8 protein-coding genes are annotated in these 12,528 nt (G+C 63.8%); 3 read left to right on the top strand and 5 right to left on the bottom strand.

Annotated elements, in window-relative coordinates; all coding sequences use genetic code 11:
• Positions 1 to 18: 18 nt before the first annotated feature.
• From AC5ZGW_RS24545 to AC5ZGW_RS24525, 5 genes are all read right to left on the bottom strand, one after another.
• Entirely contained in the window at positions 19 to 1,614 is a 1,596-nt protein-coding gene (locus AC5ZGW_RS24545; RefSeq protein WP_130227318.1) for an ABC transporter substrate-binding protein, read from the bottom strand.
• A 148-nt stretch (positions 1,615 to 1,762) separates the two neighbouring features.
• Positions 1,763 to 2,650 (bottom strand): TauD/TfdA dioxygenase family protein, encoded by an 888-nt coding sequence (locus AC5ZGW_RS24540; RefSeq protein WP_130227317.1) that lies wholly within the window; start codon positions 2,648 to 2,650, stop codon positions 1,763 to 1,765.
• Positions 2,651 to 2,723: 73 nt separating this feature from the next.
• A complete protein-coding gene (locus AC5ZGW_RS24535) occupies positions 2,724 to 3,422 on the bottom strand; it encodes a DUF2270 domain-containing protein (RefSeq protein ID WP_130227316.1) in 699 nt (232 codons plus the stop codon).
• 125 nt (positions 3,423 to 3,547) lie between these two features.
• Entirely contained in the window at positions 3,548 to 5,098 is a 1,551-nt protein-coding gene (locus AC5ZGW_RS24530; RefSeq protein ID WP_130227315.1) for an AMP-binding protein, read from the bottom strand.
• Between the two features lie 16 nt (positions 5,099 to 5,114).
• Positions 5,115 to 6,269, bottom strand: coding sequence for an iron-containing alcohol dehydrogenase (locus AC5ZGW_RS24525; protein ID WP_165435318.1), 1,155 nt, complete (start codon positions 6,267 to 6,269; stop codon positions 5,115 to 5,117).
• A gap of 353 nt (positions 6,270 to 6,622) precedes the next feature.
• On the opposite strand from AC5ZGW_RS24525, the gene AC5ZGW_RS24520 reads away from it, so the two are divergent.
• The 3 genes from AC5ZGW_RS24520 to AC5ZGW_RS24510 all read left to right on the top strand — a co-directional run bounded on the left by AC5ZGW_RS24520 (position 6,623) and on the right by AC5ZGW_RS24510 (position 12,375).
• Positions 6,623 to 7,759, top strand: coding sequence for an efflux RND transporter periplasmic adaptor subunit (locus AC5ZGW_RS24520; protein ID WP_245474821.1), 1,137 nt, complete (start codon positions 6,623 to 6,625; stop codon positions 7,757 to 7,759).
• A complete protein-coding gene (locus AC5ZGW_RS24515) occupies positions 7,756 to 10,911 on the top strand; it encodes an efflux RND transporter permease subunit (RefSeq protein ID WP_028167247.1) in 3,156 nt (1,051 codons plus the stop codon). Before AC5ZGW_RS24520 ends, AC5ZGW_RS24515 begins: the two co-directional genes overlap by 4 nt.
• Positions 10,912 to 11,184: 273 nt before the next feature.
• Positions 11,185 to 12,375, top strand: a complete 1,191-nt coding sequence (locus AC5ZGW_RS24510; RefSeq protein WP_028167246.1) for an ABC transporter substrate-binding protein — start codon at positions 11,185 to 11,187, stop codon at positions 12,373 to 12,375.
• Positions 12,376 to 12,528: the final 153 nt, after the last annotated feature.

Raw genomic sequence — 12,528 nt, 5'->3', positions numbered from 1 at the left:
CTCGTCACCTCGCGGACGCTACTTGTCCATCCAGACGTCTTCGTAACGGTAGCCGTTGTAGGAGCTGTTGGACATCACCGTCACGTTCTTGACGTAAGGCTGCCAGCAGGTTCCGGTGCGGCTATGCAGGATGATCGGCCGCGCCACGTCTTCCTGTAGTTTCTTGTCGATCTCCCACACCAGCTTCTTGCGCTTTTCGGGGTCGGTCTCGGCCGACTGCTGGTCGAACAGCTTTTCGATCTCGCGATTGCAGTAGTTGGTGTAGTTCCGTTCGGAGTCGCAGGAATAGTTCTCGTAGAACGACTGGTCGGGCTCGTCGACCGCGTTGCCGGTGAGGTTCAGGCCCAGCGAATAGTCCTTGCGCGCGACCTTCGGGAACCATTGCGCGGTGTCGACGACATCGAGCTCGGCGTCGATATAGATGGTCTTGAGCTGGTCGATCAGGATGATGGCGGGGTCGCGGTAGACCGGGATGTTGCGAGTCGAAACCTTGATCTGCAGATGCTTGTCGGGGGCGTAGCCCGCCTTCTGCATCAACTTGCGCGCCTGCTCGCGGTTGGCGTTGACGTCGGGCCCATAGCCCGGGATCGTCTCCAGCATCTCCTTCGGCATCGCCCACAATCCCGCCGGCGCGGGCTGCATGGTGCCGCCGATGTCGGCCTGTCCCTCGAACAGGATCGAGATGAACGCCTTGCGGTCAAGGGCGAGCGCCAGCGCGCGGCGGATGTCGAGATTGTCGAACGGCGGCGCCGACGAATTGATGATGATGTTGGTGGCAACGTTGCTCGGTTCCACCACGCAGATCGCATTGGGCGCCTGCGATTTGACATCCTTCAAGAGCGGGATCGATACTTCAGTCGGGAACGTCATGTCGAACTTGCCGGAGACGAAGCCAAGGATCGCCGTCGAGCGGTTCGGCACAATGGTGAACTCGATGCCGTCGAGATAGGGCAGGCCCTTCCTGAAGTAGTCCGGGTTCTTCGTCAGCTTGATCGACTCGTTGGCCTTGAACTCGACGAACTTGAACGGACCCGTGCCGATCGGCTTGGTGCGCATTTCCGCCGGCGAGACATGGCAGGGATAGATCGGACTATAGCCGGATGCGAGCAGCGACAATAGCGCGGGCTGCGGCCGCTTCAGGTTGAATGAGGCCTCGTAATCGCCATTGATGGTGACGTCATTGACCTGATCGTACCAGGATTTCCGCGGGTTCTGGCGGAACTTCTGTTGCGACTTGCCCATCAACAGGTCGAAGGTGCATTTGACGTCGGCCGAGGTGAACGGCTTGCCGTCATGCCATTTGACGCCGTTGCGAAGCTTGAATGTCAATTTCTTCTTGTCATCGCTCCAGGCCCAGCTCTCCGCGAGTTCCGGCACGATCGTATCGACGCTGTTCTGCGGAATATGCTGGTTGAAGATCACCAGGTTGTTGAAGATCGGCATGAAGGGAACGTTGAACGAATAGCTTGCGCCTTCGTGGATCGAGGCGCTGCCTGGACTGTCGCGGTGATACATCCTGAGAATGCCGCCGGACTTCGGTGTCTCCGCCAGCGAAACATCGCAAGCCGCAAGCCAACACAGCGCTGCCACGGCAAGCGCTCGCACGCTCCGCATCATTTCCTCCCGACGTTCGGTCTCTATGGCCGATTTGGCATGGAGGATACCATGGTGTGAGGTCTGAGCAACCAGCGTCGTATGCATGAGGATCGGCAATTCGGATGAAATGCCGAGCCTGCGACATTAGGCGCTGCAATGCGGGCCGCTATTCTGCCGCTTGTGGCGAGGGCAGGCCCATGCTGGCGAGACCGTCGGCCTCTGTCGCCGAGATCGTGGTGCGGATCATCAGCCGCGGCTCATGCGCCGGCCACGGCCGCCCGCGATGCATGGTGGCGCGGTTGTCCCACATCACGACATCGCCCTGCCGCCATTTGTGCAAGTAGGTTGTTCCCGGCGCGGTGGCTGCCGCCATCAGTTCATCGATCAGCTTCTTGCCCGCGGCGGCCGCCATGCCTTCGATCGCATAGGCGTGCGATGCGAGATAGAGTGCGCCGCGGCCGTTGGCGGGGTTGCGCCACACCATGCGCCAGCACACCGGCGGCAGCACCGCCATCTCCTCAGGCGTCGCAAGGCCGGGCGCGATCTGGTCGCGCGAATGCGCGTAGGAATGCCAGGCGAAGGAGTTTTCGAGCTGCTTTGCGAGTCCCTCGTCCAGCAGTTCGAACGCAAGACGGGTGGAGACGAATTCGGTCTCGCCGCCATGATCGGGAATCACTCGTGCCGACAGGATCGAGGTCAGCGCCGGCACGCGCTTGAACGAGGAATCGGTGTGCCAGAGCTGGTTGGCCTTGCTGCGCAGAGCCTGACGATGATCTGTTGGCACCACCTGGCCGTCGGGGCCGATGGTCGTGAGGATCACGAAATGCGATCCCGTTCCTATGGAACCGATTTTTGTCACTTCCGGCGGGCCGAAGCGGCGCGAGAATGCCAGTTGCTTTTCATCTGACACGTCCTGGTCGCGAAACACCAGGACTGAGTGCGCTTCAAATGCTGCACGCACTGCAGCATAAGCGGCCTTGCTTCTGGCGACATCGCCCAGCGTCACACCGCGAATTTCCGCAGCGAATCCCGGACCTACCCGGACCACGTCCATCGGCCATCCTCCCTAGTCTTTTTGTTGCTCAAGACTTAGGGCAAAAGCTGCAGCCGGGCAACGCGGCGACGTATCAACCCATCGCGATCAGGCTCTGCCGCTCGCGTCGGCTGGTGGTTTCGACGCGATACGTGACAAAAGCGAAGATCACCCAGCTTGCATGAAAGAGGACTCCCGCAAGAACGACCAGGATCCCCGGAATGGGGCCGATCGCGGCCCGCTCCCAAACTTCGGCAAGGGTGGTCAGCGGCGCCGGATGGATCGCGAGCTTGCCGTAATAGGCGATGGCCTGGATGGCGAAGATCCAGCCATAGGTGCGGCGCAGCCTTCGGCCGATCGCGCGCGCATAGCTGATGTGATAGCTCGGATTGCGATAATCATTGGCGAGCAGCTCGGTCCAGGTCGAATTCGGGTCAAGCCGTTCGCCGCGGATCATCGGCGCGTAGAAATCGGTTTCGAGCAGGCGCGCGCGGGCGCGCCAGACATTGAAGTAGCGGTAGCGCCGGGCCTCGAACAGCAGGAACACGGTGACAAGCAGGCCGACGAGGACCATCGGCAAAGGCGACGCGTCGGCGCTGCTGTAGGTGGCCGACAAGGCAATGCCCGTTGTGACCACCGCCCAGTTGGTCGAACTGTCGAGGCGCGTGCGCCAGACTGTGCTTCGGTAAACCTCGCCGCGATAGAGGTGGGCGAGGGCGCCAATCTCTGCGGCGGTGAATTCGAGCCTTGGGGCCGGTAGCGGCGTGGGCTCGCGTGGCTCGGGCAATGCCATGGCGTGCCTCCCGACGAAGCTGGCAGACGGGCAGGCACTATAGCGCAGACACGCCCCACCGAGCGAGTCCAGCCTCGGCGCACACGTCCACGCCTTCGTCGCAGCGCGAGCGCAGATAGGCCAGCTCACACGATACGCGAGGTCTTGTTGCCCCAATAGCGGTCGCGCAACAGGCGTTTGTAGAGCTTGCCGGTCGGCAGCCGCGGCAGTTCCGCCTCGAAATCGATCGAGCGCGGCACTTTCTGGCGCGACAGCGATTGCGCGCAGAACGCGATCAATTCCTCGGCAAGATCGGGTCCCGGCACCACGTCATGCATCGGCTGCACCACCGCTTTCACCTCCTCGCCGAGATCGGCGTTGGGCACGCCGAACACGGCGGCGTCCGCGACCTTGGGATGGGTGATCAGGAGGTTCTCGCATTCCTGCGGATAGATGTTCACTCCGCCGGAGATGATCATGAAGGTCGAACGGTCGGTGAGATAGAGATAGCCGTCATCGTCAACATAGCCGACGTCGCCGACCGTGCTCATGCTGCCGTCCGCCGAGCGTGCCTCACGCGTCCTGGCGGGATCGTTGAAATATTCAAAGGCCGAGGCGGTCTTGAACCACACCGTGCCCGGCGTCCCCTTGGGGCTCGGCTGCATGTTCTCGTCGAGGATATGCAGGTCGCCGAGCAGCACCTTGCCGACAGTGCCGCGATGGGACAGCCACTCCTCGGTATTGCAGGCGGTGAAGCCGAGACCCTCGGTCGCGCCGTAATATTCGTGGATGATCGGCCCCCACCAGTTGATGATGTCCTCCTTGACGAGGGCAGGGCAGGGAGCGGCGGCGTGGATCGCGATCTCCAGCGACGACAGGTCGTAGCGTTTGCGCACCTCCTCCGGCAGCTTCAGCATGCGCGAGAACATCGTTGGCACCAATTGGCTATGCGTGATGCCCCATTGCTCGACGAGCTGTAGATAACGCTCGGGATCGAAGCTCTCCATGATAACGACGGTGCCGCCGACGCGGATGGTGAGATTGACGGCCGCCTGCGGCGCCGAATGATAGAGCGGCGCGGGCGACAGATAGATCATTCCCTCGCGGTAGTGCCAGAGTTTCTGTAGGAAATCGAACAGCGGCAGTTGCTGTGACGGCGCTTGCTCCGGCAGCGGCCGCAGGATGCCTTTGGGCCGACCTGTGGTGCCGGACGAATAGAGCATCGCGGTGCCGATCGCTTCATCCTCGATCGGCGTCGCAGGAAGGCCCGCAGTCATCTGCTGTAGCCCGACGATGCGATCGCTTTCGCCCTCGCCGTCGGCGACGATGCAGAGCTCGACCTCAGGACATTCCTTCAGCGCCTCGCGCGCGACGTCGAGTTTTGCCCTCGACGTGATCAGGATGCGCGACTGGCTGTTGGTGAGGATGTAGGCGAGCTCGCTTGGGGTCAGATAGGAATTCACGCAGGTGAAATAGAGGCCGGAGCGCTCGCCGGCACCGCAGGCCTCCAGATAGCGATTGTTGTTCTCCATGAAGATCGCATAGTGCTCCAGCCGCTTCAGGCCGCATTTTCGAAACAGGTGCGCCAGGCGGTTGCTGCGCACCTCGAGCTCGCGATAGGTGACGGTCTCGCCCGTCGCAGCCATGATGAAGGCCGGTTGCAACGGGCGCAGATAAGCGTGCTTTCCGGTATACATCAGTGGAAAATGTCCCTCATGCTGCCAGCAGAAGAATCTCGCGGACCTGCTCGGGCCCTGCGATAGCGCGCGGATTGCGCGGAACCCACGGCGTCTTCATCGCCTGCGCCGCGATATGGTCGAAATGTTCGGGGCCGATCCGCACGTCCTGAAGGCTGCGCGGCAGGCCCAGTCCGCGGATGAAGTTGTCGAGCACGTCGCCGGCGTCCTGACCGGGATGGCCCATGGCGGCGGCGACCTGCGCCTGCCGCTCCGCATTGGCCGACTTGTTCCAGCGCATCACCGCCGGCAGCATCACGCAGGACGTGTAGCCGTGCGGCACGTCGAATTCGGCGCCGAGCACATAGCCGATGCCATGGCTCGCGCCCATCGGCACGCCGGAGGCGAGCGGCCCCGTCGACAGCCAGGTGCCGATCTGGCAGTCCAGCCGCGCGTCGATGTCGGTTGCATCGGCTTTGACCTGCGGCAGGGCTTGCGCCAGCATCGACAGTCCCTTCAGCGCCTGTGCATCGGCATAGGGATGCGATTCGTTCGAGCAGATGCCCTCGACGCAATGATCGACCGCGCGGATGCCGGTCGAGAGCCACAGCCATTCCGGCGTATGCAACGAAAGCCAGGGATCGAGGATGACGGCGCGCGGCATCACCAGGGGATGCGTCAGCAGCTCCTTGACCCGTTTCTTCTCGTTGGTGACGCCGGCGATCGCGGTGAACTCGCCGCCCGCGATCGTCGTCGGCACGCTGATCTGGCGTACGATGGGTGCATTGATTTGAGGCGTTACGCCGTGGCTGGTGCGGACTTTCTCGATGTCGTCGGCCTTGCGGATACCATTGGCGAGGCATAGCTGCACCGCCTTGGCGCCGTCGGTGATCGAGCCGCCGCCGATCGTGACGATAAGGTCGGCTTTCGCGGCGCGCGCCTGCTCGGCTGCCGCGACCACGGCGGAGCGCGGCGTATGCGGCGGCATCGCATCGAAGGTGCCGGCGCAAGCTGCGCCCAGCGCGGCGCGGATTCGCTCGATTTCGTCGGTCGTGCGGTTGAGCGTTCCGCTGACCATCAGGAAGGCGCGCTGCGCGGCCACACGCGCCACCTGCTCGACGATCGCCTCAGCCGCCTGGCGGCCGAACACGACCTCCTCCATTGCGCCAAATACGACACGTCCTCGGTGCACGAGCCGACCCTCCCTGAAAGATTTATTTTCTTTGACGGCAATCTAACGGAGCCGGAACGGCTCGTCATGCCCTTAGATGCGCCATCGGCGTCCGCGGGTGGGCTTTGCGGAGGTGATTGCCGCCTGTGTCGGCGTGCGGCCACGAAAAATGGACAGCGATTTTGCTTGATCCCGTCCCTCTCTTGAACAGACTGTCCTCCGGTCACATCTGTGACCTCCGCTGCGCGCAAGCTGCGGATCCGAGCGGCGTTACCCGCGCCGCCTGTGCTGTTCAGGGGGAGATCGACTTGGGCGCGAACGACAGGACGGGGAACCTCACGGCCAACTCACGGCGCGGCGTCAGCGCGCTTGGCTTGCTCATTGCCTTGGCAACGTCTGCCTTGGCATTGTCGGGCTGTGGCGACAAGCAGCAGCCACAGGCGGCGGCGCCGGCCCCTGCGGTCACGGTGGCGCAGCCGACCAAGCGCACGGTCACGGATTGGGACGAATTCACCGGGCGGTTCGAAGCGATCGAGGAGGTCCAGGTTCGCGCCCGCGTCGGCGGCTTCGTCACCAGCGTCGAGTTTCGCGATGGCGCCATCGTCCGCGCCGGCGACCTGCTTTACGTGATCGATCCGCGCCCGTTCGAGGCCGTCGCCAAGCAGGCTGAGGGACAACTTGCGGACGCGCGGGCCAAGGCGGAGCTCGCCAAGCGCGAGCTCGACCGCGGCCTGAACCTGGTTCAGACCAGTGCAGTCTCCGAACAGGTCGTCGACCAGCGCCGTCAGGCCTTGCAGGCAGCCCATGCCGCCGAGACGCAGGCCGAGGGCGCGCTCAAGGCAGCCCAGCTCAACATCGAATTCACCCATGTGCTGGCGCCGCTCACCGGCCGCGTCAGCCGCCATCTCGTCAGCGTCGGCAATCTTGTGCAGGGCAGCGAGGGCGGCGCGACCCTGCTCACCTCGATCGTGTCGCTCGACCCGATCTACATCTATTTCGACGTCGACGAGGCGACCTATCTGCGGAACAACCGGCTCTGGTTCGAGGGCAAACGGCCGAGTTCGCGCGATACGCCCAATCCGGTCCAGGTGACGCTGACCGGCGAAACCAGGCCCTCGCACGAAGGCAAGATGGATTTCCTCGACAACCGGCTGGATGTCTCGACCGCCACCCTGCGGAGCCGCGCGGTGATTCCGAACAAGGATCTCTCGATCCTGCCCGGACAGTTCGGCCGCGTGCGGATCATCGGCAGCTCGCCTTATGAGGCGCTGCTCGTGCCCGACACGGCTGTCGCCACCGACCAGTCGCGCAAGATCGTGTTCGTGGTCAAGGACGACGACACGGTGGAGGCAAAGCCCGTGACGCTCGGCCCGCTCGACGAAGGTCTGCGCGTAATCCGCGAAGGCCTCAAGGCGGACGACCGCGTGATCGTCGATGGCCTGCAGCGCGCTCGCGTCGGCGCCAAGGTGAGCCCGCATCCCGCACAAGCCGCGAGCGGTGGCAAATCATGAACCTCGGGCGGCTTTCCATCAACCAGCCCATCCTGGCGATGGTGCTGTCGATCGTGCTCCTGATCGTCGGCGCGATCGCCTACACCACGCTGCCGGTCTCGGAATATCCGCAAGTGGTGCCACCCACCGTGGTAGTCACCACCAATTATCCCGGCGCCTCCGCGCAGACCGTCTCCGACACCGTCGCTGCCCCGATCGAGCAGGAGATCAACGGCGTCGAGGACATGCTGTATCTCTACAGCCAGGCCACCTCGAACGGCCAGCTCACCATCACCGTCACCTTCAAGCTTGGCACCAACCTCGACACCGCCCAGGTGCTGGTGCAGAACCGTGTCGCGATCGCGCAGCCGCGACTGCCCGAAGAGGTGCAGCGCAACGGCGTGACCACGCGCAAGAACAGCCCTGATATCCTGATGGTCGTATTCATGCTGTCGCCCGATGACAGCTTCGACCAGCTCTACATCTCCAACTATGCGCTGCTGCAGGTCCGCGACCAGTTGCTCCGGCTCGACGGCGTCGGCGACATCCAGATCTTCGGCGCGCGCGATTACTCGATGCGGCTGTGGCTGGATCCCGACCGCCTCGCCAATCTCGGCTTGACCTCAACCGAGGTGCTGGCGGCGATCCGCGCGCAGAACCTGCAGATCGCGGGCGGACAGATCGCGGAGCCGCCGATTGCGGATCGCGCGTTCCAGCCCAACCTTGTCTTTACCGGCCGTCTCAAGGATCCCAGGCAGTTCGAGGATATCGTGGTCAGGGCCGGCGCCGACGGCCGCACCGTGCGCCTGCGCGACGTTGCCCGCGTCGAACTTGGCGCGCTGTCCTATAGCACCAACAGCTTCCTGCTCAAGAAATCGGCGGTCGGCATGCTGGTGACGCAGCGGCCCGGCTCGAACGCGCTCGCCACCGCCAAGGAAATCTCCGATACGATGGTCAAGCTCAAGGCGAGCTTCCCGAAAGGGCTCGACTACAATATCGGCTACAACCCGACCGAATTCATCGCACAATCCATCCACGAGCTGATCAAGACCATCTACGAGGCGATGCTGCTCGTCGTCATCGTGGTGCTGGTGTTCCTGCAGGGCTGGCGGCCGGCGATCATTCCGATCATCGCGATCCCGGTGTCGCTGGTCGGCACCTTCGCGGTGATGGCTGCGCTCGGCTTCTCGATCAACAATCTGACGCTGTTCGGCCTGGTGCTGGCGGTCGGCATCGTGGTCGACGACGCCATCGTGGTGGTCGAGAATGTCGAGCGGCATCTCGAGCACGGAATGAGCCGGCGCGATGCCGCGCTCAAGACGATGGAGGAGGTCGGCGGAGCGCTGGTCTCGATCGCGCTGGTGCTGTGTGCGGTGTTCGTGCCGACCGCATTCCTCGGCGGCATCTCGGGCCAGTTCTTCCAGCAATTCGCCGTCACCATTGCGGTCGCAACCGCGATCTCCTGCTTCTGCTCGCTGACGCTGTCGCCGGCGCTGGCCTCGCTGATCCTGGTGCCGCATGAGGAGAAGCGGCCGGCGGCGCGCTGGAATATCATTGCCCGTGGCTGGGAGAAGTTCACGGGCGTCTTCAACCGCCTGTTCGACCGGCTGTCGCATGGCTATGCCGCAGCGGCCGACTTCGTGATCCGCCATACGGCGGTGATGCTGCTGATCTATGTCGCGCTGATCGGCAGCGCCGGCTGGTTGCTCGCGACCACGGCACAGGGCTTCATTCCGGCGCAGGATCGGGGCTACATCATCGTGTCGGTGCAATTGCCGGGGGCGGCATCGCTGGCTCGCACCACGGCGGTGGTGCGCGAGATCGAGCGGATCGCGCTCGACACGCCGGGCATCGTGCGCGTCGCGGCCTTTGCCGGCTTCTCGGGCGCAACGCGCACGCAGTCGGGCAATGCCGCGGCGCTGTTCCCCGTGTTCGATGAGCCGGAGGCGCGCCAGAAGAAAGGGTTGTCGGCGACCGCGATCACGGCCGAGCTGCGCAAGCGCCTGTCTGTGATCCAGGGGGCCTTCATCATCGTGATCCCGCCGCCTGCGGTGCCGGGCATCGGCACCGGCGGCGGCTTCACCATCCGCATCCAGGATCGCCAGGGCCGCGGCCCCGAGCTGCTGGCTGCCGCGACCGACGAACTTGTCGCTGCCGCGCGCAAGTCGCCATATCTCACCTCGGTGTTCTCGCCGTTCACCGCCAATACGCCGCAAGTGTTCGTCGACATCGACCGCATCAAGGCGCAGAAGCTCGGCGTGCCGATCGCAAGCATCAACGACACCATCCAGACCTATTTCGGCTCGACCTACGTCAACGACTTCAACCTGTTCGGCCGCACCTATCACGTCACCGCGCAGGCTGACCTGCCGTTCCGCAAGGAAACCTCCGATCTCGCGCGGCTGCGGACACGCAATGCCGCGGGCGACATGGTGCTGCTCGGCAGCGTGGTCGAATTCCGCGACGTCTCCGGGCCCGACCGCGTCGCGCGCTACAACCTCTATTCGGCATCCGAGCTGCAGGGCGAGCCGGCGCCCGGCACGAGTTCGCAGACCGCACTCGACACCATCAAACAGCTCGCCGATGCAACGCTGCCGAGCGGTTTTGCGTTCGAGTGGACCGACCTGTCGTATCAGCAGATCACCGGCGGCAATGCCGGGCTCTACGTGTTCCCGATCTGCGTGCTGTTCGTCTATCTCGTGCTCGCCGCGCAATATGGCAGCTGGAGCCTGCCGTTTGCGGTGATCCTGATCGTGCCGATGTGCCTGCTGGCTGCGACCATCGGCGTGCGCATCATGGGGCAGGACGTCAACATCCTGACTCAGATCGGTTTCGTCGTGCTGGTCGGCCTCGCCGCCAAGAACGCGATCCTGATCGTCGAGTTCGCGCGCGACATCGAGGCCGAGGGCAAGCCGCGGCTGGAGGCGGTGATCGAGGCCTGCCGCCTGCGGCTGCGGCCGATCCTGATGACGTCGTTCGCCTTCATCCTCGGCGTGCTGCCATTGGTGGTCTCGACCGGCTCGGGCTCGGAGATGCGCCAGGCGGTCGGGGTCGCCGTGTTCTTCGGCATGCTCGGCGTCACCCTGTTCGGCCTGATCTTCACGCCGATCTTCTACATGGTGGTGCGCGGGCTCGCCGATCCCAGGCATCCGAAGAAGCCGGTGGAAGCTTGAGGCGGGGGCCGCGGTCTCACCCCGCCGTCATTCCGGGGCGCGCGCAGCGCCAGCCCGGAATCCATTTCTCCGCCAGCGTATGCGGCCCGATGGATTCCGGGCTCATCGCGGAGCCTGTCATCGGGCCGCGCTTCGCGCGGACCCGTTGGCGATGCCCCGGAATGACGAGGGCCGCAAGCCCCACTAATGGCTGAGCCGAAAGTGATGGGCAGCCGCAGGGTTATAAAATATCATTCGCTTATATTCCGAACAGAAACTGCAGGGAGATCATTTATGAAATCGGGATTGCTCGCCGCCGTCGCCCTTGGCGGCCTTTTGCTGTCAACTCCGAGTTTTGCCCAGGGCGTCAAGATCGGCATCCTGAACGACCAGTCCGGCGTCTATGCCGATTACGGCGGCAAGTATTCGCTCGAGGCCGCCAGGATGGCGATCGAAGATTTCGGCGGCGAGGTGCTGGGGCACAAGATCGAGCTCGTCACCGCCGATCACCAGAACAAGCCCGATCTCGCCTCTGCGATCGCGCGGCGCTGGTACGATACCGAAGGCGTCGACATGATCACCGAGCTGACCACCTCTTCGGTGGCGCTCGCGGTCCAGGAACTCTCCAACGAGAAGAAGAAGATCGACATCGTCGTGGGCGCGGCGACCTCCCGCATCACAGGCGATGCCTGCACGCCCTACGGTTTCCACTGGGCCTATGACACCCGCGCCCTGGCGGTGGGCACCGGCGGCGCGCTGGTGCAGGCGGGCGGCGATACCTGGTTTTTCCTGACCGCCGACTACGCCTTCGGCTACGCGCTGGAAAAGGACACCAGCGACATCGTCAAGGAAAAGGGCGGCAAGGTGCTGGGCTCGGTGCGCGTGCCCCTGAACTCGTCGGATTTCTCGTCCTTCCTGCTGCAGGCGCAGAGCTCGAAGGCGAAGATCGTAGGCCTTGCCAATGCCGGCCTCGACACCACCAACTCGATCAAGCAGGCGGCCGAGTTCGGCATCGTCAAGAGCGGGCAGAAGCTTGCTGGCCTGCTGATGACGCTGTCCGAGGTCCACGGTCTCGGGCTGGAAGCCGCGCAGGGTCTTGTGCTCACCGAAGGGTTTTATTGGGACCACGACGACGCTTCGCGCGCCTTCAGCGAACGCTTCATCAAGCGCACCGGCCACATGCCGAGCATGATCCACGCCGGCACCTATTCGGCGACGCTGTCCTATCTGAAGGCCGTGAAGGCCGCCGGAACCAAGGACAGCGATAAGGTGGCGAAAAAGCTGAAGGAGTTGCCGGTCGACGACGCCTTCGCCAAGGGCAAGGTGCAGGAGAACGGCCGCATGGTGCACGACCTTTACCTGTTCGAGGTCAAGAAGCCCTCGGAATCGAAGAAGCCGTGGGACTATTACAAGCAGCTCGCCGTGGTGCCCGGCGACAAGGCCTTCTTCACCGCCAAGGAAAGCGGCTGCCCGCTGACGAAGTGATGCTTTAGCAACCACTCGGTCGTCATCCCCGCGAAAGCGGGGATCCATAACCACAGTCGGTCGTTGTGGTGCGCGCAAGCGGTTGCGGCGGAGCACACCACGAGCGCTTGCGGTTATGGGTCCCGGGTCAAGCCCGGGACGACATTGGAGTTT

It is taken from the genome of Bradyrhizobium sp. Crot121 (assembly GCF_059512385.1).
This window is presented reverse-complemented; position numbering and strand designations above follow the sequence as displayed.

What these genes read in the sequence shown, in the direction of transcription:
- AC5ZGW_RS24545 (WP_130227318.1), bottom strand. Translation starts at nt 1,614, where the DNA reads ATGCGGAGCGTGCGAGCGCTTGCCGTGGCAGCGCTGTGTTGGCTTGCG.
- AC5ZGW_RS24540 (WP_130227317.1), bottom strand. Translation starts at nt 2,650, where the DNA reads ATGGACGTGGTCCGGGTAGGTCCGGGATTCGCTGCGGAAATTCGCGGT.
- AC5ZGW_RS24535 (WP_130227316.1), bottom strand. Translation starts at nt 3,422, where the DNA reads ATGGCATTGCCCGAGCCACGCGAGCCCACGCCGCTACCGGCCCCAAGG.
- AC5ZGW_RS24530 (WP_130227315.1), bottom strand. Translation starts at nt 5,098, where the DNA reads ATGTATACCGGAAAGCACGCTTATCTGCGCCCGTTGCAACCGGCCTTC.
- AC5ZGW_RS24515 (WP_028167247.1), top strand. Translation starts at nt 7,756, where the DNA reads ATGAACCTCGGGCGGCTTTCCATCAACCAGCCCATCCTGGCGATGGTG.
- AC5ZGW_RS24510 (WP_028167246.1), top strand. Translation starts at nt 11,185, where the DNA reads ATGAAATCGGGATTGCTCGCCGCCGTCGCCCTTGGCGGCCTTTTGCTG.